Origin of the sequence: Glycomyces amatae, assembly GCF_020991375.1 — a bacterium.
GTDB classification, from domain to species: domain Bacteria; phylum Actinomycetota; class Actinomycetes; order Mycobacteriales; family Micromonosporaceae; genus Glycomyces; species Glycomyces amatae.
In genome coordinates this window covers 29108-50570 of sequence record NZ_JAJLQZ010000018.1, presented here as the reverse complement: position 1 = coordinate 50570, position 21463 = coordinate 29108, and the positions used below count along the sequence as shown (strand labels likewise).

Genomic DNA, 21463 nt, shown 5'->3' with positions numbered 1-21463 from the left:
TGCCAGCGGGAACATGCTGGTGTACAGATCAGGGCAAGGTGGCCGTGACCGGGTGCGGAATCAGCCGTTCGGGTGAGGCTGATGCCACTTCCATCGTTGAGTAATGGTCCGGCGGGGCATCATGCCTCCAGGCCAGCCGAGTCAGGTGTCGTCCTCCTGCCCTGACGGCGCTCGTTCACAGCGTCCAGCGATTCATGAAGTCAGCCCAAGTGCCGTCTCCAGTCACCGCCGCCACGAGTGCCCATGCAGTGGCCGCAATCGCCATGAGCAGCGCGACGCGTTTCCAGCCGTGCTCAATGCTGGCAACTGCCCTCGCGAACCTCGTGGGCCGCGTGGGTACCCGGTCGACGCGGACGACGCTTTCATGGGGGTCCACCACGCCGATCGGAGTCGCGAACGCCATGATGGCTTTGGTGTCATGGTGCGAGGCAAGGATCGCCCCGGCACGCTCAAGCAAGTCGATGGCATTCGCATCCAGCTGCCGATCGTTGCTTCCGGGCCGGGAGTGGCGGTACACGTCGATGCGGTCTGCGACGGCTTCGAGCACACTGGCAATCCATCCATACCCGTGAGCCAGCCGGTAGGCGAGCCGGTCAATTCCGCGTTGGATCCGCTTGAGTGGTGGTCCGATCTGGGGTTTCTTCACTGGTCGTTTCGGCGGGTTCGGTAGTGCCTCGGGGTGGTGTGCTGCGAGCAGCACGTCAATCTGTTCGAAAATCACCACGCGCAGCAGCATCGTGTGCAGCAGCTTGATCGTGGCGTACGCCAGCACGAGGGCAACACTCACATAGACGGCGGCCGCAACAGCATAAGCGTCATTGTCGACAAAGTCGGCGAGGTTTGCGAGTGAGCTGGCCTCTGGCAAGCACAGGACGAGGAAGGCAATGACCAAGATCCGTGAGAGCCGCAGGAGGTTGATCAGCGAGGCCATGGTGTAGCGCTCCAACAAGGGAAGCTTGAACCCCGGCTCGGCCGCAAGGTAGCTCGTCGTCGGATGTCGCTCCGAAAGCGGATACGGAAGGGTGCGCAGACCACGCTTGAGTTCCAACGGCCCGGCGACCACAACGATGACCAGCCCCACAAGAATCGGCAGGTACGCCGCATATTCGGTCTCAGGCACTACGGCGGCAGTTCGTTCAGCGGTCAGCCGGTACAGCATCAGCAGGCTGAAGCACCAGACGACAACAGCGAAGCAGGCGCCGCCGACGCGACGACGCAGCGCCATCGCGTCCCCCACGGCGCCGGTGCGCCAGAGGCGCCACCGCTTCTCAGCCCAGTCGAGGAAACCGCGAATCAGTCCATGCGGGGGCTGTCGCTTCAGCAGCGGCACCAGGACGAGGTCGTCGAAAATGAAGCGGCTGAACCAGATGAGTGCGGCGAGAACGAGTGCGATAAGGGTGATACCAGCGGATTCGAGGGCGAGAAGAATACCGCGCCAGATAGCGTCTTGAGGCTGCATGGGTTCTTCTTAACACGACCGAAAATCAGATTGAACCCCGAATAGGCAGCGCCTGCTGCGCTTTTCGGACATTGCTGAGAATCTAACACTGTCGCCACTTCCGCCAGCAGACTGTGGCCGAATCGAAACGTGAACGACTACGGCACTCGCCGATACGGTCAATCCGCTGATGCGGCATTTTGCTTTGTTGCTCGTGGGTGCGCTTGGGGTACTTTGTCAGCGTTCCCGAGAATCCAGGTCCCCTCCTCTTCGAGGTCTTCGAAGCGAAGTGTCTCGTGCGTGCGCTCCTGCATCTCGGCCAGGTGTCGGTCAAAGCTCCTGCGATACCGTTCAAGCGGTGCAAGTTCGCGGTCGCTGATCTCCTGAGCCAACCGGGTCAGCATCCCGCCTATCGGTCGTATCACCTTTATGAGGTACTCGCAATACGCTTGCTCGACATCTGCCATTTCCTTGGCTTCAGATGACCTCGAAGGGAGGGGATCTCCACGCAGGCATGCTTCGACTGCTCTGATCGCCTCCCGAGTCAGGACCTGACGCACCTGTCGCTCTGAGAAGCCAAGCGCACGTTCAATGGTTCCGTAGTGAGCAAGTGCGTCGTCTCGCAAAAGCAAGTCAAGGTCTCCCAAACGCGCTCGTAGCTTTTTCTTGGAAACTCGGTTGCGCAAGAGCTCAACTCGGCGGACCATTTGTCGTCGTTCATTGAGCCAACCGCCAAGACCTTCACCGTCATCGTCCCCACGTGGTTGACTGCTCAGATCTCGTATTTTGAGCAACATCTCTTGCAACTCTTCTAGGACGTTCCGCTGCGTTTGAGCAGTGTGGGAGCGGCGGCCAAACCGGTAGGAAAGCCAGGAGGTGACCGGAAGTAGCACGAGAGCGCCCACCCACGTCCACACTTCGGGGGGCATAAGTTCGCCGAAGAAATTCCACATATCCCAGAGTTTAAGGGCTAGCGGTCACGCCAGTCTGCAAGTTGTGCACTGGATTCATGCCAACCAGGTCGTCAAGTAGTGCACGAATATGACGATGTTCTCCCTCGCGAGAGCAGTCCCTACACGTGACCGTCAAGCGCCTCATTCAGAATGTGCATGTGTCACGGCATTGCCGATGCAGGTCCGGCACACGCCCACACAGCACAACAAGACCGCAACAACGCACAACAAGGCTGCATCTACCTGCTGAAACGTTCGTTTTATTCAGTATTCTTGTTGCAGGACAAGGTAAAACGAACGGAGATGCCATGACCATGCCCCTTTTCGCAGCTGACCTCGCCCCCGAGTTCTACGACGCGCTCGGCTCAGGCACCCGCCCGATCTGGCTGCTCGACATTGACGGTGTCCTCCGGCCTGACGGCACCCCCGACTGGCCTGAACTGCCGCGCACCCGCACGATCGACCGCCTGCGCGTGACGTTCGCGCCGAGTCTGATCGACTGGGTGCGCGAACTCGTGTACGAAGGCGCGATCGACGTTGTGTGGTCGACGACGTGGTGCGGCCGCATCGACCGGATGCTGGAAGCGTTCGACCTTCCCGGCTACCACGTCGACCCGGCGCGCCCGCGCACGGTGGAGGCGTGGAACTGGTACTGCAACGGCGAACCGGCGATGCTGCTCAAGCTCGCCGCCCTCCAAGCGGCCATCGATTCGGGCCGTCCGGTCATCCACACCGACGATCATGTGGCGGTGAACGTTGACAGTCCGCGGTATTGCGCAATCCGGCCTGATACTGAGCACGGCCTGTCGCAGGAGCACATGATCCGTATCGCTGCGTTCGTCAAGGCACACCAGTGAACGACCGGGCCGGGACGCATGGTGCGTCCCGGCCACCTACCCAGCCCTGCTGTTTCGCTGATGTTGGAGGCCGCCCATGGAACTAGTGATCACACACCTCGCGAACTTCGGCACCGACACCGAACCGTCCGGGTACGTAACGTTCAACGACCAGGCACGCCTCCAGTTCCTGCATGTGGACGGCGTCGGCCTGGCCGTCCTCCCGCCCTTTGACGGCCCCGGTGGACCTGCGCATGTCCGGGCCGTGCAGGCAGCGCTGGCAGCGGCGTTTCCGGCCGCTGGTGCGTAAACCGCCGCGCGTGCACGGCAGCGGCCCGGCACCACCGTGACCGGGCCGCTGCCGTGTCCACCGCCCGCATCCGTCATCGGCGCCGCGAACACACCACGACCGCGTGCCCCGCTAAGGTCATGGCATGCCCGCCCCTCGCGTCCTGCTCGCCGTCGTGCTCGCTGCGGCCTTGAACGCCACCAGCGGTTGCATGCTCAACGACATGGACACCGGACCGCCGACCATGAGCGAGCAGTACACCGACCTCGCTGCCCTGTATCCGGTCATGGAAGGCCTCGTTACTGAAGCGATCGCACCGCTCGAGCACTTCCCTGGGTTCCATTCCCGCATGATCACCACCAGTACGTGCACGGGCGGGAAACATGACTTGGAGGCGTTCCCGGGCACTGCGACAGCGAAACTGGATTACGAGTTCGCTGAAGCGTACTGGGACGACCCTGCCGTTCGCGTGGACCTGCTCGAAGCAGTGAAAGCCCGGTGGGTGGCGCTGGGGTACGACATTGACGATGACGTGTCCGGAACGGGCAAGTACCGCACCGTCACGGCGACAGCGGACGGCGAAGTGTTCATCCGGTTCCGGTCCCTTGGCGTGGTCCTCATGGACGTGTACCACACGGCATGCGTGGAGTCGGGCACGTTCAATGTGCCTGCACCGGTCGGGGGCGTGCTGCCGAAGCAGGATCGCGCTGATATCGAGACTGGCACCGCAATACGCTGACGGCCCCTCCGGATACGGCGACGGGTGTTGGGCCCGCAGGTGCCCCCTGCGGACCCACCATCACGCTGCACCGGAGGGATCAGGCGAGGTACCCGTTGATTCGTTGCGCGAACGCGTCCGGCGTGATGACCTCCACCCCGAAGCTTTCTGCTTTGGCGAGTTTGCTGCCGGCTTTCGCTCCCGCAACGACCAAGTTCGTTTTCGCGGACACACCAGAGGAGGCTTTCCCTCCGGCGCGGGCAATCAGCTCGTTCATTTCGGTGCGGGAGTACGCCGCCAGCGGCCCGGTCATCGCGCCGGTGACGACAACGGCCATCCCATCCAACGGCAGGTCATCGTCCGCTTCACCGGCCTCTTGACCCGGTTCGGCATCAGCGGGAGCGGGCGGGACCCAACCGGGCTGGTTCAGGTTCACCCCTGCGGCCCGGAGTTTCGCGATCACCGGTGCGAGCTCGACGAGTTCAGCGACGATCACGGGTGCCTTCTCACCACCGATGCCGTCGACCTGCTCTAGGGCCGCGGCGTCGGCGTCCTGAATCGCCTGCACCGATCCGAAGTAGGTGGCAATCCGAAGGGACATGGAGCGTCCAGTGCCGAGAATGCCGAGAGCGCAAAAGACTCGGTTCAGGGGCTTGTTCCTGGCGGCGGCGATGGCAGACATGAGGTTGTCGGCACTCTTCTCCCCCATGCGGTCCAGGGTCAGGAGCTGGTCGCGGGTGAGCGTGAAGAGGTCGGCGAAGTCCTCGATCAGGTCGCGTTCAACGAGTTGAACCACGATTTTCTCACCGAGGCCGTCAATGTCGAGGGCGTCGCGGGCGACCGCGTACCGGATCGATTCGACCTGTCCGCAGGCGCGGCCGCGGGCGCACCGCCACCGCTCCTGGCTTCGGTCGATGTCGCCGCCGCAGCGTGGGCAGAACTCAGGGAAGACAATGGGCTGCTCCTCACCGGTGCGCAAGGTAGTGACGGCGCCTTCGACGCGGGGGATGACCTCGCCCGCCCGGTGCACGGTCACGTGGTCACCGATCTTCAGGTCGCGGCGGGTGACGTCGGCCGGGTTGTGCAAGGTCGCGTACGTGATGGTGGTGCCGCCGACCGAGACGGGCTCCAGGATCGCGCGCGGGGCGATGACACCGGTCCGGCCCACGTTCCAGTCCACGTCGCGCAGGACCGTGATTTTCTGGGCGGCGGGGAACTTGAACGCCGTCGCCCAATGTGGGGTGCGCGAGCCCACTCCCGCTTCACGTTGGTCGGCCCGGTTGTCGGCCTTGATGACGGCGCCGTCAAGTTCGAAGTCCAGGTTGGCCCGGAGTTCACCGATGTGGTGAATGCGCGCCAGAACCTCGTCGAGGGTGGCGCACGCGAGCGTGGCCACCGGGGTGCCGGCAGTGGTGCCGAGGCCGAGCGCGGCGAGGTGGTCGATGAGTTGGGTGTGGGTGAGGTCGGCCAGTCCGGGGTCGCTGGTGTGCTCGGCAGCGGTGAGAGCGTCGTAGGCGAGGAACGTCTGCTTCACCTGGTAGGCGCGGTCCTTGGCGCGCAGCGACCCTGAGGAGGCGTTGCGGCGGTTGGCGAACACCGCGCCGCCATGTGCGGTGCGGGCCTCGTTCGCGGCAGCGAACTGGGCCTCAGTCATCAGGACCTCGCCGCGAACCTCGATGGTGACCGGTTCGGTGAGCGCCTTCGGCAGACCGGTGATGTGCCCGATCGCGTGGGACACGTCCTCACCGGTAGTGCCGTCGCCGCGAGTCACGAGCTGAACGAGTGTGCCGTCCTCGTACCGGGCGGCGAGCGCGACGCCGTCAAGTTTGGGTTCCACCGCCCATGCGGTCACGGCGCGGCCGCCGAGGCGCCGCTGGAGCGACGCGGCCCAGGCGGTCAGCTCTTCGTCGGTGAACACGTTGCCCAGGCTGAGCATCCGCTGGGCGTGTTCGACTTCGCCGGTGGTGATGCCGCCGCCGACCTGCCGTGACGGGGAGTCCGCCGCGACCTGGTTGGGATGCTCGACCTCCCATGCGGTGATGCCGCGCAGCAGCCGGTCATAGGTCTCGTCATCCAGGGTGGATTCGCCCAATCCGTAGTAGGCGTCCGCGGCGGCGCGCGCTTGCACGACCGCTTCCAGATATGCGGCTTCATCGACTAGAGCGGCAGTGGATGGTGTGGGAGTCGTCGTCATACATCTATGTTGTCACCTGGGTCCGACAATAAATGATGCGTTGACCAGTGCGAACACGTGATCTGCGACCATATTGGCGCGCCGGGTGTCGGTCCCGGCCGGTAGGGTAAGCCATGCCTGAACAGCAGAAACCGGCGCGCCGCCACCACGTGGTCTCCAAGTTCTACCTGCGCCGGTTCACTAACCCTCGCCAACAGCTCATGCGTCACCCGCTCGACGGGAAAGCGCACCTGCAATCAGTGAACGACGCGACCGTGCGAAAAGACTTCTACACCTTGCATCTGCCTGGCGTCGATCAAGACACGCTCGAAGCGCACTTGGGTGAACTCGAAACTGAAGCAGGGAAGGCATTCACCGCGATCCTGCGCGATGGATCCTGGCCGCCAACGCCAGAAGACCGGCTGGCAGTGTCAGCATGGATCGGACTGCAATTCCTGCGGGGAGAAAACAACCGCCGTTCGGTCGAGGAGATACACCGGACGCTTTCCAAACTCGAAGTCGGCATTGCCACGACTGACCAGCTCCGCAAAGACCTGGGCATGCTGGAGGACACGCCCGATGACGAGGTCGAGGCTGCACGGGCCCGCATGCTCGCAACCGCTGACACTCGCCCGATCGACCATCACCTCCACCTCGCGGCGATGGCCGACATGTTGGAATCGGCAGTGCAGCTCGTGTTCGACCGTCGACCATGGCTCCTGATCGATTTTTCCTGGGACGCATTGGGAACCTCAGACACGCCCGTTGCCCTTGTTCCGGACGCGGCAGCACGGGCAGGTCATCGAGGCGTCGGAATCGGCACTGCTGAAGAGCTGTACGTGCCCCTCAGTACGCGAACGGCTCTGTGCGTCGGCAACGTCGGCGGCACCAAGCCCGACCGTCGAGGGCCAGGGAATCAGTACATGGCCCAGAAGCTCAATCAATACACGCTGCACACAGCGAGACGTGCGATCTACTATCACCCAGAGACCGACCCATTCGCGGCATTTGCGATGCCAACGGTGCGCCAGCGGGAACTGAACACGTCGCTCCGACAGATCAATGGCATGATCGAGGAGACGGCACGAGCGCAAGGTCGTCCCTCGGGGCTTCCAACGTCGACTGATCAGGCCCTGCAACCAGGGTTCGGCAGTTAGGTCGCGGGCGCAAGGCCTGCGTCTGGTCCGCTTGGATCCTGCGGGTCCACGGTGTCACGCGATGCTTGACTGTTACCCCAGTACCGCTCCATGAGCATCACTAGCCGTTCACGTTTCTCTTTGGGCCGGTCCGGGTCATACATGGAGACCAGTGCAACGTCATCCAACCCCATGCGGTTACGCACACGGTCCTGACGGCCGCCTCGGTGAACGAACCCATTGAGCCGGTGTACTACCGCAGCGTTCCCGTGTCCCGCGGGAACGGTCGCGACCAGCCATCCTTCAACAATGTGGAGGCGATCGACCGATGCCCAAGGAACACTGGCTTTACGTCGCCGACGGTTGACAGTGAACCCTCCACGTCAAGGCGAACACGGTACTGCCACATTGACAGGCCGAGGACAGCGATCGGAACGAACAGGTACGCGAACAGGACCGCGGCGTTGGCGTAGCCGAGGTACACCCAGTCGCTGAGCGGCTGACCGGTTTCAGTCCCGGCGGTGCGCAGTTCAGGGTTGAAGAGCTGGGCCACGGTGCCGACCACGCAAAACAGAGAAAGGAACACGAGCCCCCAGTATGCGGCCTTGTCGTGGTTGCAGTTGAAGGTGACCGTGTCGGGAAATCCGTGCTCGCCAGTTCCGGCAATGCGCGCTGGCGCGAGCGGCGTCAGGTCGCCATGGGCCGCTGCCGCGACCTGTGACGTGCCGCTGGCAGTGCCGCTGGTGCTGCGCTGTTTCGGTAGGCGGTCGGCGTAGCGTTTGACCGCAGCGAGGGACGCGGCAAGCAGGGCGCCTACGATCATCGTCGCGAGGTTGATCGACAGGTCGCCCCAGGGTGTCTTGCTGAACGCGCCGACGACCACGACAGCGGCTGCGGCGACGGTGATGACGGCGCCGCTCAACATGAGCCACAGCCAGGTCCGATTAGGCATCTCCGCATTGTGGCACTGACATGAGCGTGTAAGGGGACAGCGGAACATCGCGGCCCTGAGTCTCGGGCGAGTTTCATTGGCGGTTGCGGCTGACCGCAGCGGCGAACTCCTTCGAACCGACGATAGACACGCTGCGCATCATCAGTCATTATGAGCGTTTCGACAGCGGGTAGGGAGACATCACTGAGCGTCAGTCTCCGCGGGCCGGGCACCAGTGGAACGTCGTCGCGTCTATGGCAAGCATTCCGCTAGTGGGCGTCTTCGTAGATCGCGAGGAGGTGTGCCGCGTTGGCGGCTCTCACAGGGTCATTCTCTACATTGCCGGTCACTGCGGTGACCATCCGGGACAGGTCAGCGCGGGCGATGCCCCAGTCGCGCAGTCGAGAGGCCAAACTAAACTGCGTAAGGAGGCTGTCGACACCGCCAGCGAAGCTCGCGAATCCAACGGCTTCGCTCAACGCGGCGAACCGCTCCCGTGGGTGCGGTTCCGTGTTCCCTTCGAGAGGCTACTGTGTAGCGAACCGGGGGGTGTCGGGCCGGAGGTTTCACCGTAGGGGCGGACCGGGACCGGGCACCAGCAGTCGTTGCGGGCCGTCCCGGTAAGGCGTCGTTGCGGGGACGGGCCACGGTGGGAGCCCACTGTGGGCGCCCATGCCCGGTTGCGAGTGAGGGTTCGTGGGGTCCCGTAGGATCCGTGCGATGGACGGTCTCGTATACACCGGTGACGCGGGCACGGACGGGCCGCTCGACCACGGTTGGTTGATCGGTCATTTCAAACCCGCAGGCAGCGTGCGTCACAGCGACGCGTTCGAGGTGAAGTGGGGGCAGCATCCGGCGGGCGACCGGCGCACCGAATGGGTGCGTAGCGACCAGCGGTTGACGACGATGATTCTCATCTCGGGCCGGTTCGTGCTCGACTTCGCACACGGCGGCGACACCCACAGGGTTATCTTGGACCGGCCGGGGGCGTACGTGGTGTGGGAAGGCGTCGACCACACGTGGCATGCGCCCGAGGCCACGGTCATTCTCACGGTCCGGGCGCCGTCAATCCCGGGTTATCAAGCGGCCGCGGTCCAGTCGGTGCCGTAACGCGTCCACGATTTAGCGATTGTCACTGCCTCCGGTGAGGCCCGGTAGTGCCGCGGTCCAGTCCGGGCCGATACTGGCGGCGGCGAAGGCGCTGACAGACACCGACCGGGCCAGACTGTCATGCAGGCTGCGGCGCAAGGCCCGTGCACGGTCGCCTGCCGGGTCAAGATACGCCGAGCTAACACCGGCGAGCATCATGAGCGGGTCGGTGCCGTCAGCGAATTCGAGCATGCCGTATTCAAGGCCGAGGAGTGGGTACGGTCCGGTCGCGAACGACACCACATACACGTCCGTGTTGTCGAGCGCGTCAAGGGCGACCAGGTGGCGCCATTGTGCGGCGGCCGCGGCCGCACCGATGTCGAGCCGTAGGGCCGCTTCACCAATAAGGCACGTGAGCCGCTGCGGTGAAGCGGCCCGGTCAGCGAGCGGGTCGCTGCCGGGCACGGGGCCGGTCATGCGGGTTGTGCCGACGTTGCTGAGCGCGGCCGCGTATGCGTGGCATTGCACGAGGTCGGGGATGATGAGGCTGTCGTGCACGGTCACGTGCGCGGCCTGTTCGACGTGGTGACGCCAGAGCCAGCACGCTTCGGCGGGCCGGTAGTGCGTCCACCAGTCCGGTTCCATGGTCGCTTCAGCAAGTTCGGTGACCCGTTTGATGAGATCGGGTGGGGACTCGTACACGTTGAACATGAGCGACGTCGTCATCGCCGGGCTCACTCTCGCGTGCGTGCCTGCTTCCAACCGGTCGATGCTGGAGGCGCCAGCGGCGCGGCGGCGGGTGACGGCGGCGACGGTGATCCCGGAGGGCCATCCGGGTCGCGGTCGTGCCCGCTCGGCGTACAGCACTTGTGCGATGGTCTCGTGAATTTTCGACAGTGGCCGGCGGGTGGTATGTGGTTTCGTCACGTGCAGGGCGCTCCGGGGGTGCAGTTCGACTGCGGTAGTCGCGTGTGCGAACAGGTTCGACGGGCACCGTGAAAAGGGTGCGAAAGTGCGGCTGCGGGGCACCGCGGGGTGTGCGTCGTGGTCGCGGTGGAGGCGCCGACGACGACGCGATGGGCTTTACGACACCGCGTGGCCACGGTTCACGGCGTTTGTTATGGCCGTGCGCGCCGGGGCCCACTGCTGGTCCTGGGCGGCGTTCCGTTCATGCATCGCCTGCTGGTAGTCGGTGTTGTAGCCCTGGCACGGCCACGCGTTCGCACACCGGCCGCAGTAGGGGCCGTCCTCATAGTGGACGCTGTCGATACTGGTCACCGGTGCACGCTCCAGATCGCTGCCGCGACCTCTGCCACTACCGCCGCGGTCGGCGCATCGGGGTCGAACACGACTTCGGCGCCGACGGTCACCGGGTGGAATGCGGCGTGTTGTTCGCCAGTGACAAGATGGCGTATCGCACCCACCGGTTGGCGTTCGTTCGCGCTCCGCCAGGCCTGCATGGTGACCCACACGCCACGTTCACCGCTGCGGTACACGAAGTACCGGTGCGTGCCGTAGTCGAACGCGCCGAGCAAGTCCGTTTCGAAGGGGACGACAACGATGACGGGCTCGGGATAGTTCACTGGTGCGCTCGGGGGCGGCGTGCGCTCCAGGAGCGCGTCAGTGCTGGTGTACAGAGTCACGATGAGGCTCCGATCGGGAGGGCGCACGCGAACACGAGGTCCGCGAGCGACCATGCGGGGTCGAACACGGTGGCGGCGCCATGAAGGACGCGAACTTGAAATTGGCGTTGCGTACCGGCCGGGGTCAGGTGAACGGTCACGGCTCCCGGCAGGTGCTGGTGGGTGGTGACGGTCAGGTCAGTGCACGTGAACGACCCGAGACAGCGCCTAGGCGGCAGTGCCAAATCGGGGCGCTTCGTGGCGCTGACGGGTGTCACGGCCGGGCCCGCAGTGATCGCAAGTAGTCGCGGCTAGAGGTGGTCAGACGGGCCCGGTTGCGGCCGCGGGCCGCCCACGCGTCAGCGTCGGGAACGACATGCGCGGTTGCCTCAGGCGTGTCGGCGGCGATGACGACACCAATGCGATGCCACGTGTGGCCGTCGCCGACGTACAGGAGCACTTGCCCGCACCAGGGTTCGGCTTCCATGCGAACGAGTTCGCCGTCCAGGTAGACCACGTCGCAGCGCAGGTCCGGTATTGCTTCTGCCACGCCCATTCCCACCTCCGGGTGTGTCACGGTCAGCGTCGCGCCTGCGGTGTTGAGTGGCGCGTTGGCGTTGATGTCGTGGTGCGGCGCGGCTCCCCACCGAAGCCGCGCCGCAAGTCAGGACGGCGAATGCTCGGGTGCCGTCCTGGTCCGCCAGTCTGCGAGTCGCAACGGCACAACGCCGTTGTGCACTGGCGGGGTTCCCGCTGCGGGTACGGCGTAGCCGGCGAGGCCGTGCCGAGCGGGTGTGCTGGGTCGACGTCGGTGTGGAACGGCTGGGGCGGGCAACAGAGAACCCGCCCCAGCCGGGCCCGGTGGCGTCAATGGTCGTGACCGCCGCACCGGGGTGCGGCCTGTGGTCGTATCGGCGCACCCCTCAGGCGCCGATGCGAGCACAGGCCGGAACGTGTGCCGCCGGGCAGCGTCAGCTGCCAGCGGTGACACGTCAGCCAGCGCCACTCCCAGGCAGGCGGACAGGTCAATACGCAACGATGCCGCGTGCATGGTCCACCTCCCTCAGGTGTGGGCGACAACTCCTCAGGTGAGGATTGTCATGGCATCATCGTAACATGCGACGTCTGATTTTACGACGCCGCACTCTGAAACTTCCTACTATTGGATGACCAGGGGCGCACTGCCAGGAGCGCTGCTCGTGGTTCACACTCAGGGGATGACGATGACCTCACCAACGGTGCTGCGGCGCATCGCTGCCGCCGAGCTGATCCGACACCGAGAAGCCAAAGGCATCAGCCAGAAGGACCTCGATCGCACCTGCGACTTCAATCTGGGGACGATCTCGAGGTACGAGACCTGCTACTCCTCCATGAGCGCCGCCAACGCCAGGCTTATCTTCTCCAAGCTCGATGTCACGGGCGAAGCGCTGGAGAACCTGGTCGAAATCGCACGCGGGTCGCGAAAGCACTCACACGGGCCGATCTCCCCCGACGCACCGGAATGGCTACAGCCGCTCTTTACCCTGGAGCGCGACGCCACCCAAGTGTTCGATCTCAATCTCAACGTGGTCAGCGGACTCCTGCAAACGCCTGCGTACGCGCGAGCGATCTTCAAGGTCGGCCACCATGAGTCTTCGCTCGACGAGATGGTCGAAGGCCGCATGAGTCGCAAGGACGTGTTCAAACGCGAGCCTCCGATGAAGCTCTGGGCCGTCACCCACGAGAGCGTGTTCAGCAAGGTTGTCGGCAGTAAGCAGGTTATGGCCGACCAGCTGGACTACCTCACTGAGGTCGCTCAAACCGATCACGTAACGTTGCAAGTCATTCCGAACGCGATCGGAGCACACGTCGCAGTCAACAACAGCTTCCTGCTGCTGCGGTTCAACATCGCGCCGCAGTACGGCGTGGTGTACGTCGAGCAGGTCCGCAAATCGTTCTTCTACGATGATCCAGCCACCGTGCACGACTATGACGATGTCTTCAAGCAAGTCATAATGAGCGCGCTGGACAAGCAGCCGTCAATCGATCTGCTCAGGAAAATTCGGAAGGAACAGTACTCGTGAAAGATCACGCAACATCGTCTGACCAGGTCATCTGGCGGAAATCGTCGCGCAGCGGAGAGCAAGGCGAGTGTGTCGAGATCGGCAAGACGTCGACCGACGCGCGGGTTCGCGACACCAAACTGGGCCAGGGAAGCCCCGTCCTCCAGGTTTCCTGGAGCGACTTGGCCTCCCTGACCAGGTCAGTCTCACGCTAGATGTGTTTGGTGGGAGATGAACCGCTTCGCTCGACACGTACGGTTCGATCCTTAGAGCAAGACAACCTGTAACGACCATAGCGGAATCCAGTGACATGTGGAGACACCGCTGGTTTCCATGGTAAACATCCCAGGACAGCAGGAGGGGCGTGCGCTCGGGCACGCCCCTTCGTCATGTCCACGTCCCGCTGTTGCGGTTGACGGCACGTGGGCCAACCGTCACACTGGCGCTCCAGCAACCTGTTTCGAGCTTCGGGAGTGTGCGGACATGGCAGTAACAAGGGATTTCGGTGACGGCCGTACCTGGCGCAAGTCTTCTCGCAGCTCGGACCAAGGCGGCGAGTATGTCTTCGTCGCGGTCGACGCAGCCCGTGTCGGCGTCCGCGACTCGAAGGAAGGCGCTACCGGCCCCACGCTTTGGGTCGGCCACGGCGACTGGAAGCTCCTCACCCGCCACTTGAACGGCTGATGGTGAGGCGCACCGGCAAGAACCGCTCAGGCTCGCCTTGCAGTATCGATTTCGGTGACGGTCGCTCCTGGCGGAAGGCGTCCCGAAGCGGCGGGAACGGCGGCGCCTGTGTAGCCATCACGGCCTGCGCCGCATGTGTCGGTGTTCGGGACACGAAGTCGGGTTCAAGTGGGCCGGTGCTGTGGTTCAGCCGCAGGGACTGGGCGCAGTTCATTCGGCTCGTGTGCAAGGCAGCATGAACGTGCGCGACCGTAAGCAGGAGATCCGTGAACGTGTCTGGGCTCTGCTCGCCACGACCGGCTCGGTCGTGAGCGATCCGCATGGGCGCATCCCGAATTTTGCAAGCGCGGCAGCGGCCGCTGCACGTCTCGCCGTCACGTCGCAGTGGCGGGCCGCTCGCGTCATCAAGTGCAATCCGGACCAGGCGCAGGAGCCGGTGCGCGCCCAGACACTTCGTGACGGGAAACAGCTCTACATGGCCGTTCCCGCGCTCACCGAGACACGACCGTTCTTCCATGTCAACCCGATCCTCGGCAATCACGCGCCCGAGGATGCCGCCACGAGTGCCGTCGCCGCCGCTCACGCGCCACTGGTAGACCTGGAAGCCATGGGTCACATCGACTTGGTCGTCTCCGGCTGCACCGCCGTGAACGGTGCAGGAGCCCGGCTCGGGAAAGGCGCCGGCTACGCCGACATTGAAATGGGCCTCCTCGTCGAAGCGGGACTCGTCGACGACGCCACGGTGCTCGCTACCACGGTCCACGACTTGCAAGTGCTCGACATCGTCGACCTTCCCGAGGAGCCTCACGACTTCCGCTTGGACCTCATCGTGACACCGAGCCAGGTCATCGCATGCCCGCGCGCACAGCGACCTGGAGGGATCAACTGGGCGCTGCTCCCTCCCGAGAAAGTCGCAGCGATACCCGCGCTTGCCGCACGACAACCTCAAGCGGGTTCGTAAGCAAGGCTCCGTCGTATGCCCTTCGTGGAGGAGGCCCCTGTCAGCACCTGCCGCTACGGTGACACCATGACGCGACGCAAGCCCAAAGTGCACCAACCCGTTCCCGCGAGTGCCTACGGCCGCAAGCATGCCAACCCCGAAGCCACCAAGCTCGTGCTCACTGACGCCGGTGTCGAACGGCGGATGCGGTACACGCCAGGCCGCATCCACACCGATGTCGCCGTGCTCTTCCAGGGAGCGCAGGATGCCAGCATCGAGTTCGCGTTGACCATCGTTCCGGCCGCCGTGTTGCTCTCGCACTACCAGGGGAAACGAGCGACGGTGTGCGCGCAGGTGTGCATACAGCTTGCTGACGTGCTGGCGCTCCTTGGCATCACGTCATATGCGACACCGGTTACCGTTGCTCTCCGCGAGAGCGGGCAAGTCGCGTTCTACGGCGCTGAGGCGCCGCGGTGGGAAGGCAACGCGTACGTCGGACACTGTGTGCTCTACATTCCTTCGTGCGAGCGGTTCATTGACGCGACCGTGCAGCAGTTCGACGGGTTCCAGCAGCGAATGGGGCCGTACACCGGGCCGATCGGGGCGACCCGGGACGGCGGTCCGCTTGCCGCCGGGCATGAGACGACCGCCATGATTGATGGACGGGTGGTGTCATACACGGTGGTCCCCGGTGGGGACGCGCTCGTCCGTTACGACGAACTGCTGGCAGTATTGGGTGAGCAGCGCCCACGCAGCGCAGCATACATGGCGGGGCAAGTTATCGACGCGCTTCGCCAACTCGATCTTGCCTCGCGAATCCCTGAACAGTTCTCCCGCGTCAGGGCCCTATTGGAGACCGTTGGGGATGCACCGGTCGTCGACAGTGCGGAGGAGTTCCGGTTCGTGATCAACGGTGAGCCTCGCTGGATTGATGAGCTTGCCGGACATGCGGGTTAGCGTCTCGTTGCTCCTGGAGGACCGACCGTTCCCGCCACGAAGCTACCGTGCCGCTGCGACCAGGAAGTATTCGATCGAGGTCGCGATCCCGAATGCGGTGCCGGCGTCGATCGTGCCGTTCGCGACGGTCCCGAACGCGCTAAGGTGGGCGCACGCGACCGTGCGTGCGATCGCGGCGACGTCGTCCGCGGTCCTGCCGCGCAGTGACCTGGCGACGTTGGGGCGATATTTGACGACTGAGGACGGCTGCTCTGACACCCCTGCGGGGTTCGTCAGCAGCAGGAGCGCGAACACCGGGCAGGTGCCGGCGCCTGCTGCGTGAGCTTTCTCCAGGTCGTCGGCGACCCATTGTGTGTACTTGTGGCCCGCCAGCATGTGCTCGTGCGCGAAATCGAACGTGTACGAAGCCTTCAACTCGACCAAGCCCAGTGGCGCGTGGGTGGCCGCATCCAGCACCGCAAGGTCAGTTCGGGCGCGCCGCAGCGGCGACGCCCATTCGCGAGCGGCGATGACACCGGGGACACTGGTGTGCAGCACCCATGCGAGCCGGTCACGGATGGGACCTTCCGGTTTCGACGTCAACGCCAGATAGGCGAGCTCGTCGGGTGCGAATGACGCGCAACCTTTCAGCAGGGCTGCTTCCAGGGTGGGTGCCGTGAGTTGGTCCATGCAGTGATTATCCAGGGACCACCACCGAGCGCTGATCAGGGCACGTTTACCAGCGGTTTGGGCACCAGCGCCGTCGGCGGCTGCGGCTTCGCACAAGTTTCCTTCAGCCCAGCCGTCGTTCTCGACCCCAGGGACCGGACGACGCTCGATGGAGCGGCCCCACCATCACGCGGACGGTGGCGGGCAGAAACCGTAGCCAATCCCTCATTCGAGTGAACCGTTCGGGCGCCTGTCGGCTTTCGGTCCTGCTCAACGACCGTGCTGCTCTTGGACAAGGCAAACGTATGTTGTGTCCGGCTGGTCGGGTCCGTATCCTGGCCTCCCCTCATTCGCTCGGAGGCATCTTGTCGAACCTGGACGACACGGCCGGCAAGGCCGGCAGTGCCGCGTCGCATGCCCGCGAGTCGACCGAGCGCCTCGGCACCATCCAAGCCGACCCCGACGAAGCGGCCAGGTCCCTGACGGCAGTTGGCAACGCGGCGAACGCTTGCGTTGCCGAATCGCTCCAGGAGGACTTCGATCCGCGCCCGTACTTCGCCGACATGCCGCGGTGGAAGTCGAACCGTGAGTTTCGCCGTGGTGAACCCAGAAATCAGCGAACACACGGCCGCCGGGTGGGATCCGACCAAGACCGCGAATGGGTGAGCGGTGAAGACGACCGCTACGCGCGGCGGGCCCAGGAACGCTGGGAACGAGAGGAACCCGGTGGACCGGACCAGATGCAGACGTTCCCCGTGGCCGGTCACGTCGAGATCAAGTTTGCTGAGTACATGCGCGAGCGCGAGTTGACCGAGGAGCGCATCGTGATCAACAACCCGAACGGCCCATGCCCGGTCCCGCTGGGATGTGAACGCTTCCTCCCCTGGATTCTCGGCCCGGGACGGACGCTCACGGTCGATTATCCTGGTGGAACGCGCACCTTCATCGGAACGGGGACCATCGAATGACCACGGTCGAGATGACGTACCCGGGCGCTTCGCACACGCCGATCGTGTGCCGGTCCGCGCAGGCGTGTGTTGATGTGACCAAGGTGTTCCAAGGCGACGACCACTACGGTGACATCCTGCAAATGAGCGTCCAAGGCAGCATGTCCTTCATGATGGAGGTCGTTGCCGACGAGCGTGATGGTGACGGCGCGTTGAAGTACTTCGGGCCGGACGGCACCTGGGCGTCGAAGGGCACACCAACAACGTATGAGGTGCTGGAGTTCAACTACTTCGGTACACCGCATGCGTACCCGACTGACGCGCTCATTCCGTTGGATCGCGTGCATGCTGCGGTCCGTGAGTTCTTCGACGGCGCTGGTGCCCGGCCGCCGTCGGTCGAGTGGCAGCAGGTAGGCCCCGTTGTCGACGAGGCAACGCCGCTCGACGGCGTCGCTGACGTGTCCGATGCACCGGCTTCGGATCTAATGCAGCGGCTTCGGGCCGCGTGGGGCCGCCCGCTGCGGCACTGGCGCGACACTGGGGACGATCGTAGCGATGACGTCAGGCTGTGGCAGTTGCTGTTGCACGAGCGGGTTCCCTCGCCGGCGGTGACCTTTCCCAACGTCGATCATACGCGGCACTGGTCCCCTGATGTGAACTTCGTGGCCCCGCAGAGTGCAGTGCTCCTGCAGTACCGCACACGTGCTGAGAATGTCGTGGTGGTCTGCGAAAGCCATCACGATGCGTTCAATACGCTGCGGTCATTTGAACGGGACGCTGATCCGCTCAGGGTCTTGGAAGTGGCGTGGCCTCGCCCGAACAGTCCACGGTTGAGCGTGCTGGGGTTGGATCGGTGGGGAGCGTTGCAGCATGTCCGGCCCGGGGGTTCCTGGGCGTCCTGGACGCGTGTGTCCCCCCGCACTGATGTCGATGTGGCTGCGGTTCTCCCCGCGGAGGTTCCCGTTGATGCGGTGGTGTCGTGGGAGCTGATCGAGACTGCGTTCACTGAGTTTCTCAACTCTTCGGGTGCGCTGCCGACCGCCGTCAATTGGCAGCCCGCACAGTCCACTTAGCCGCACCCTACGCCGTCGTTGTTGACGGTTGACACGCGCCTGGGGTGGTCACTACGGTCCCGGTATGGCAACGACGACGTACCCGACCATGGAGGCCGCGCTGGCGGCCGTCCGTCAGGACTACCCGGGCGCGAGGTCCGAACCTGACCTTGCGGCCTTCCACGCCGGGGACACGCATGTGTTCTACGATCCTGGGACGCACCTGGTGGTCCTGGTCGGCCCGGATGAGCACGCTGACGGGCACGTGGAAGGGATCGTGGAGACCTGCCCGGGTCATGAGTTGGCGGCGCATCCGTCGTTCTTCGAGACGATGGAAGGCAGCGTCGCCACCGGATGGGGCGCCGACAACGCGCGGGCGCGCAAGGCTCTGGAGGCGATGACGCGGATCTATGTGGCGGCGCAGCGCAGCCGCGGGCTCGGCAGTATCGGTCCGACGGGTGATGTGGTGACCGATGTGCATCTTCCGCTCGATCTGGCCATCACTCGGCTTCGTGAGCAGATGTTCGTCCTTGAGGCGGTGCAGGTGCGGTTCCTGCGGGACGTGTTCGCGGAGGCGGCCTCGGACAAGGACCGGGAAGCACTTGCTGACCGGCTCGGGTTGGATCACGGGACATGGTTGCGCATGCTCGCCAAGGATCATCGCCGGTTCGGCACGCTGACCTGAAACGCCGCCGCTGCCGGCACCGGTCGACGCGGGGACCAGACATGGGTAGAGCGTGACCGAGCGCGGCAAGGCGGAAGAGGTCGACGTGGTGGTAACGCACCAACCGAACGAGGTCAGAGGATTCCCGTCCGCCGCCCGATGGGCGGTCGAGCGGACCTTCCGGTGGCTGATGCAGTATCGCCCGCTTGCAACTATGGTGCCCTCCCGGATCGGGCTGCGACCCAGGCCCGCTGGGCCATGATCGCTGTGCTGAGGAAGGGCCTGAGGGGACTGACAGCATCGCCCTGGACGTGACCTACTAAAAGGGGCATATAAACCTAACTAGGATCAACGATGCTCTCAGGATTGCGGGGTCATTTGGTATCACCATGCGATTCGTCGCGTAGCTTCATCCAGAGCTTGCCCAGCATGTTGTGACCTGTTCCGTCCGCCCCTTCGCCCCAGAAGTAGTCGGTCGGCGAATCCTCGACGATCTCCTCATCGCCGCTCTCCTGTAGGGCTTTCCGGGCCTCTGGGTGCTGCTCAAGTTTGGCGCGCAGGATCGCTTCAAGGACGGCCACCTTCTTGCAGGCCCAATCGGCGTCCTTCGCCGTCCTATAGGTCTCATTGGCCAGGTTCTTAGCGTGGAGGGGACTACGGGCCTTGCGGATGACCTCCTGACCGGCCGGATCGGTGCATTTCGCAGCTTGGTAAGCATGCTCCGACGTCGGGTAACGCTTCCCTCGGTACTCGATGGAATGCGCCGAAAAGTTGTTGAACACGTAGTATTTCGGTGTGTAGAAGTTTATTACCACCAGTTTGCCAATCTAATCAGTGAGCATGCGGGCGCCAGAGAAGCGGCCATCAGAGGGCCACCTCGAGATAGAGTGGGCTTCGCTGTCATCGTTCGCTATTCCATCAGTTCGTCAACGGTGACGAGCAGGTCGCTCACGGCAGATGAGTCACATGCAGCCGCAATCAATTTGGTGACAGCGATGGCGTCGTTGAGCATTCGAGTCGATCCGGAGCCGCACGCAATGTGAAGCGCGGAGGCGGCTCGGGCAGCGGCGGCGTCATGCTGCCCAACGCCTGCATACGCCTTGGCCAGCAAAACTTGCACTTGGCCGCGGTCGCGGTGGTACACGTCTGACACTTGAGCCACAGTGCGCTCGAAGATCGGGACTGCCAACTCCGGTCGCCCCAAGGTGAGCCAGCATTTTGCCCGCTGGACCTCAATGTAGGTGGACGTGCAAAAATCTCCATGCCCAGTACGGCCATCCCTTTTCGTGTCCGGTGAAGCAGCGAATTCGTGAGCGTCGTCGAGCCGCCTATGGCATTCCCGTTCGCTTCTTTCCAGTGCGTACCCCTGCGCTTCCTGTTGTCGTATCGCAGCGCGCGCAGGTCCTGCAAGGTGTCGTTCATTTCTTTGGGCTGCCTGAGCGAGGCTGATCGTTTGCGCGGCATGCCGTCGCGTCGTGGCCTGTTGGCTTCTGCGGAACATCGCCCAGGAAACCATGGCGTGATCTCCCGCTTCGGTAGCCCATTCCAGCGCTTGCCGTGTCCAGTTTTCGGCGCTTTGCATATCGGCGGTATCTTCATGAAGCCAGGCTGCGGATTCGGCGTACCTCGCGCCGAGCCTCAATACTTCATGCCGCTGCTCTCCCCCGGCATGCTCGAGGAGAGCATCGAGAATAGACAGCTGCTGATGGACTGACTGAAGGGCGTGGCGAGGGCCGAAAAGATTGTCGGTTCGGACCAGAGTGTGCCACAGGTCTGCCAGGTGCTCAATGGCAGCGTCCAACTGGGCGCTCTGCAAACGGTGGGGCCGCCGCAGGCTCTCCAACTCCAGCTGGTTGTGCGATGGTTGATGCCACGACGCCCCTGGTGCGATCGGGCCTGTGGCAGCTGTGACCTGGTCTGGAACGGAGCCACCGCTGAGGTCGAGGCTGATGGCGGGTCTGGTGGCTTCGCTCCACGACCGCCGTTGCTCCTCAAGCCGTTGACGGGCCGCGATAGTTTCGGCTCGCTTCTGTGCTTGCACCGCCTCCGCCACCTGGCGGTACGCGGCGAGAAGGGCGCCCTCGGCGTCCAGAGCGTTGTCGCATTCGGCCCAGAACTGCTTGTCGGGGAACTGGCGACCGGTCTCAGTGTTGGCGACCGTGGACCGCGAGGTGCGCACCTGGCCGTCGGCGATGAGCTGCTGCTGGGTCCAACGCTTCGACTCCCGGAGGTCGGCCAGCATGCGACCAAGGTCGGTTTTCATACACGCGATGTCGCTGGGTTCCAAGACGATCCTCCAGGAATCCGGTCCTGTCGCGCTCGACTATCGAGCCGCTGTCAATGG

Annotated in this window: 25 protein-coding genes; 14 read left to right on the top strand and 11 right to left on the bottom strand. The window is 64.1% G+C overall.

What is annotated here, in order from left to right; genetic code table 11:
• Positions 1-175: 175 nt before the first annotated feature.
• Entirely contained in the window at positions 176-1459 is a 1284-nt protein-coding gene (locus LO763_RS22075; protein WP_230788984.1) for a hypothetical protein, read from the bottom strand.
• Positions 1460-1617: 158 nt separating this feature from the next.
• Entirely contained in the window at positions 1618-2391 is a 774-nt protein-coding gene (locus LO763_RS22070; RefSeq protein ID WP_230788981.1) for a hypothetical protein, read from the bottom strand.
• Between the two features lie 308 nt (positions 2392-2699).
• Between LO763_RS22070 and LO763_RS22065 the strand changes: the two genes are divergently transcribed.
• The 3 genes from LO763_RS22065 to LO763_RS22055 all read left to right on the top strand — a co-directional run bounded on the left by LO763_RS22065 (position 2700) and on the right by LO763_RS22055 (position 4255).
• Positions 2700-3248 carry an HAD domain-containing protein gene (locus LO763_RS22065; protein ID WP_230788978.1) on the top strand — a complete coding sequence of 183 codons (549 nt, stop codon included), beginning with the start codon at positions 2700-2702 and terminating at the stop codon, positions 3246-3248.
• Positions 3249-3324: 76 nt separating this feature from the next.
• Complete coding sequence (locus LO763_RS22060; protein ID WP_230788975.1) at positions 3325-3537, top strand: hypothetical protein; 213 nt, start codon at positions 3325-3327, stop codon at positions 3535-3537.
• 124 nt (positions 3538-3661) lie between these two features.
• On the top strand, positions 3662-4255 hold the full coding sequence (locus LO763_RS22055; protein WP_230788972.1) for a hypothetical protein: 594 nt from the start codon (positions 3662-3664) through the stop codon (positions 4253-4255).
• Between the two features lie 79 nt (positions 4256-4334).
• Here LO763_RS22055 and ligA read toward each other — a convergent pair whose 3' ends face one another.
• Positions 4335-6428, bottom strand: a complete 2094-nt coding sequence (gene ligA, locus LO763_RS22050) for an NAD-dependent DNA ligase LigA (protein ID WP_230788969.1) — start codon at positions 6426-6428, stop codon at positions 4335-4337.
• A gap of 113 nt (positions 6429-6541) precedes the next feature.
• Here ligA and LO763_RS22045 point away from each other — a divergent pair, with 113 nt between their 5' ends.
• A complete protein-coding gene (locus tag LO763_RS22045; RefSeq protein WP_230788966.1) occupies positions 6542-7564 on the top strand; it encodes a DUF4238 domain-containing protein in 1023 nt (340 codons plus the stop codon).
• A gap of 232 nt (positions 7565-7796) precedes the next feature.
• Here LO763_RS22045 and LO763_RS22040 read toward each other — a convergent pair whose 3' ends face one another.
• Positions 7797-8495, bottom strand: a complete 699-nt coding sequence (locus LO763_RS22040) for a hypothetical protein (RefSeq protein WP_230788964.1) — start codon at positions 8493-8495, stop codon at positions 7797-7799.
• A 699-nt stretch (positions 8496-9194) separates the two neighbouring features.
• Between LO763_RS22040 and LO763_RS22035 the strand changes: the two genes are divergently transcribed.
• Positions 9195-9584: a hypothetical protein gene (locus LO763_RS22035; RefSeq protein ID WP_230788961.1), complete on the top strand. Its 390-nt coding sequence runs from the start codon at positions 9195-9197 to the stop codon at positions 9582-9584.
• A gap of 12 nt (positions 9585-9596) precedes the next feature.
• Here LO763_RS22035 and LO763_RS22030 read toward each other — a convergent pair whose 3' ends face one another.
• From LO763_RS22030 to LO763_RS22015, 4 genes are all read right to left on the bottom strand, one after another.
• On the bottom strand, positions 9597-10430 hold the full coding sequence (locus tag LO763_RS22030; protein WP_230788958.1) for a Scr1 family TA system antitoxin-like transcriptional regulator: 834 nt from the start codon (positions 10428-10430) through the stop codon (positions 9597-9599).
• A gap of 216 nt (positions 10431-10646) precedes the next feature.
• Positions 10647-10841 (bottom strand): hypothetical protein, encoded by a 195-nt coding sequence (locus LO763_RS22025; protein WP_230788955.1) that lies wholly within the window; start codon positions 10839-10841, stop codon positions 10647-10649.
• A complete protein-coding gene (locus tag LO763_RS22020) occupies positions 10838-11206 on the bottom strand; it encodes a hypothetical protein (protein ID WP_230788953.1) in 369 nt (122 codons plus the stop codon). The genes LO763_RS22025 and LO763_RS22020 overlap by 4 nt, the downstream gene beginning before the upstream one ends.
• Positions 11207-11459: 253 nt before the next feature.
• The gene (locus LO763_RS22015) at positions 11460-11741 is read right to left on the bottom strand and encodes a hypothetical protein (protein ID WP_230788951.1); all 282 of its coding nucleotides are present in this window, start codon (positions 11739-11741) and stop codon (positions 11460-11462) included.
• Between the two features lie 661 nt (positions 11742-12402).
• Here LO763_RS22015 and LO763_RS22010 point away from each other — a divergent pair.
• The 6 genes from LO763_RS22010 (at position 12403) to LO763_RS22000 (ending at position 15808) form a co-directional block, all read left to right on the top strand.
• Positions 12403-13248 (top strand): helix-turn-helix domain-containing protein, encoded by an 846-nt coding sequence (locus LO763_RS22010; RefSeq protein WP_230788949.1) that lies wholly within the window; start codon positions 12403-12405, stop codon positions 13246-13248.
• Positions 13245-13442 (top strand): DUF397 domain-containing protein, encoded by a 198-nt coding sequence (locus tag LO763_RS30065; RefSeq protein WP_369432055.1) that lies wholly within the window; start codon positions 13245-13247, stop codon positions 13440-13442. Before LO763_RS22010 ends, LO763_RS30065 begins: the two co-directional genes overlap by 4 nt.
• Positions 13443-13560: 118 nt before the next feature.
• Positions 13561-13911 carry a DUF397 domain-containing protein gene (locus LO763_RS30060; RefSeq protein WP_369432057.1) on the top strand — a complete coding sequence of 117 codons (351 nt, stop codon included), beginning with the start codon at positions 13561-13563 and terminating at the stop codon, positions 13909-13911.
• A complete protein-coding gene (locus LO763_RS30055) occupies positions 13911-14150 on the top strand; it encodes a DUF397 domain-containing protein (RefSeq protein ID WP_369432054.1) in 240 nt (79 codons plus the stop codon). The genes LO763_RS30060 and LO763_RS30055 overlap by 1 nt, the downstream gene beginning before the upstream one ends.
• Positions 14147-14872: a 5-formyltetrahydrofolate cyclo-ligase gene (locus LO763_RS22005; RefSeq protein ID WP_230788947.1), complete on the top strand. Its 726-nt coding sequence runs from the start codon at positions 14147-14149 to the stop codon at positions 14870-14872. The genes LO763_RS30055 and LO763_RS22005 overlap by 4 nt, the downstream gene beginning before the upstream one ends.
• Before the next feature lie 66 nt (positions 14873-14938).
• Entirely contained in the window at positions 14939-15808 is an 870-nt protein-coding gene (locus LO763_RS22000; protein WP_230788945.1) for a hypothetical protein, read from the top strand.
• A gap of 42 nt (positions 15809-15850) precedes the next feature.
• On the opposite strand, the gene LO763_RS21995 is transcribed toward LO763_RS22000, so the two are convergent.
• Complete coding sequence (locus tag LO763_RS21995; protein WP_230788943.1) at positions 15851-16477, bottom strand: hypothetical protein; 627 nt, start codon at positions 16475-16477, stop codon at positions 15851-15853.
• Between the two features lie 344 nt (positions 16478-16821).
• On the opposite strand from LO763_RS21995, the gene LO763_RS21990 reads away from it, so the two are divergent.
• The 3 genes from LO763_RS21990 (at position 16822) to LO763_RS21980 (ending at position 19140) form a co-directional block, all read left to right on the top strand.
• The gene (locus LO763_RS21990) at positions 16822-17424 is read left to right on the top strand and encodes a DddA-like double-stranded DNA deaminase toxin (RefSeq protein ID WP_230788941.1); all 603 of its coding nucleotides are present in this window, start codon (positions 16822-16824) and stop codon (positions 17422-17424) included.
• A complete protein-coding gene (locus LO763_RS21985) occupies positions 17421-18476 on the top strand; it encodes an Imm1 family immunity protein (protein WP_230788938.1) in 1056 nt (351 codons plus the stop codon). The genes LO763_RS21990 and LO763_RS21985 overlap by 4 nt, the downstream gene beginning before the upstream one ends.
• Positions 18477-18540: 64 nt before the next feature.
• Positions 18541-19140, top strand: a complete 600-nt coding sequence (locus LO763_RS21980; protein ID WP_230788936.1) for a hypothetical protein — start codon at positions 18541-18543, stop codon at positions 19138-19140.
• Positions 19141-19493: 353 nt separating this feature from the next.
• Here the strand turns inward: LO763_RS21980 and ybiA are convergent, their stop codons facing one another.
• Both ybiA and LO763_RS21970 read right to left on the bottom strand, forming a co-directional pair.
• Positions 19494-19934: a riboflavin biosynthesis intermediates N-glycosidase gene (ybiA, locus tag LO763_RS21975; RefSeq protein WP_230788933.1), complete on the bottom strand. Its 441-nt coding sequence runs from the start codon at positions 19932-19934 to the stop codon at positions 19494-19496.
• A 95-nt stretch (positions 19935-20029) separates the two neighbouring features.
• Positions 20030-21406, bottom strand: a complete 1377-nt coding sequence (locus tag LO763_RS21970) for a helix-turn-helix transcriptional regulator (protein ID WP_230788930.1) — start codon at positions 21404-21406, stop codon at positions 20030-20032.
• Positions 21407-21463: the final 57 nt, after the last annotated feature.

What these genes read in the sequence shown, in the direction of transcription:
- LO763_RS22075 (WP_230788984.1), bottom strand. Translation starts at nt 1,459, where the DNA reads ATGCAGCCTCAAGACGCTATCTGGCGCGGTATTCTTCTCGCCCTCGAA.
- LO763_RS22070 (WP_230788981.1), bottom strand. Translation starts at nt 2,391, where the DNA reads ATGTGGAATTTCTTCGGCGAACTTATGCCCCCCGAAGTGTGGACGTGG.
- LO763_RS22065 (WP_230788978.1), top strand. Translation starts at nt 2,700, where the DNA reads ATGACCATGCCCCTTTTCGCAGCTGACCTCGCCCCCGAGTTCTACGAC.
- LO763_RS22060 (WP_230788975.1), top strand. Translation starts at nt 3,325, where the DNA reads ATGGAACTAGTGATCACACACCTCGCGAACTTCGGCACCGACACCGAA.
- LO763_RS22055 (WP_230788972.1), top strand. Translation starts at nt 3,662, where the DNA reads ATGCCCGCCCCTCGCGTCCTGCTCGCCGTCGTGCTCGCTGCGGCCTTG.
- ligA (WP_230788969.1), bottom strand. Translation starts at nt 6,428, where the DNA reads ATGACGACGACTCCCACACCATCCACTGCCGCTCTAGTCGATGAAGCC.
- LO763_RS22045 (WP_230788966.1), top strand. Translation starts at nt 6,542, where the DNA reads ATGCCTGAACAGCAGAAACCGGCGCGCCGCCACCACGTGGTCTCCAAG.
- LO763_RS22040 (WP_230788964.1), bottom strand. Translation starts at nt 8,495, where the DNA reads ATGCCTAATCGGACCTGGCTGTGGCTCATGTTGAGCGGCGCCGTCATC.
- LO763_RS22035 (WP_230788961.1), top strand. Translation starts at nt 9,195, where the DNA reads ATGGACGGTCTCGTATACACCGGTGACGCGGGCACGGACGGGCCGCTC.
- LO763_RS22015 (WP_230788951.1), bottom strand. Translation starts at nt 11,741, where the DNA reads ATGGGCGTGGCAGAAGCAATACCGGACCTGCGCTGCGACGTGGTCTAC.
- LO763_RS22010 (WP_230788949.1), top strand. Translation starts at nt 12,403, where the DNA reads ATGACGATGACCTCACCAACGGTGCTGCGGCGCATCGCTGCCGCCGAG.
- LO763_RS30060 (WP_369432057.1), top strand. Translation starts at nt 13,561, where the DNA reads ATGGTAAACATCCCAGGACAGCAGGAGGGGCGTGCGCTCGGGCACGCC.
- LO763_RS30055 (WP_369432054.1), top strand. Translation starts at nt 13,911, where the DNA reads ATGGTGAGGCGCACCGGCAAGAACCGCTCAGGCTCGCCTTGCAGTATC.
- LO763_RS22005 (WP_230788947.1), top strand. Translation starts at nt 14,147, where the DNA reads ATGAACGTGCGCGACCGTAAGCAGGAGATCCGTGAACGTGTCTGGGCT.
- LO763_RS22000 (WP_230788945.1), top strand. Translation starts at nt 14,939, where the DNA reads ATGACGCGACGCAAGCCCAAAGTGCACCAACCCGTTCCCGCGAGTGCC.
- LO763_RS21995 (WP_230788943.1), bottom strand. Translation starts at nt 16,477, where the DNA reads ATGGACCAACTCACGGCACCCACCCTGGAAGCAGCCCTGCTGAAAGGT.
- LO763_RS21985 (WP_230788938.1), top strand. Translation starts at nt 17,421, where the DNA reads ATGACCACGGTCGAGATGACGTACCCGGGCGCTTCGCACACGCCGATC.
- LO763_RS21980 (WP_230788936.1), top strand. Translation starts at nt 18,541, where the DNA reads ATGGCAACGACGACGTACCCGACCATGGAGGCCGCGCTGGCGGCCGTC.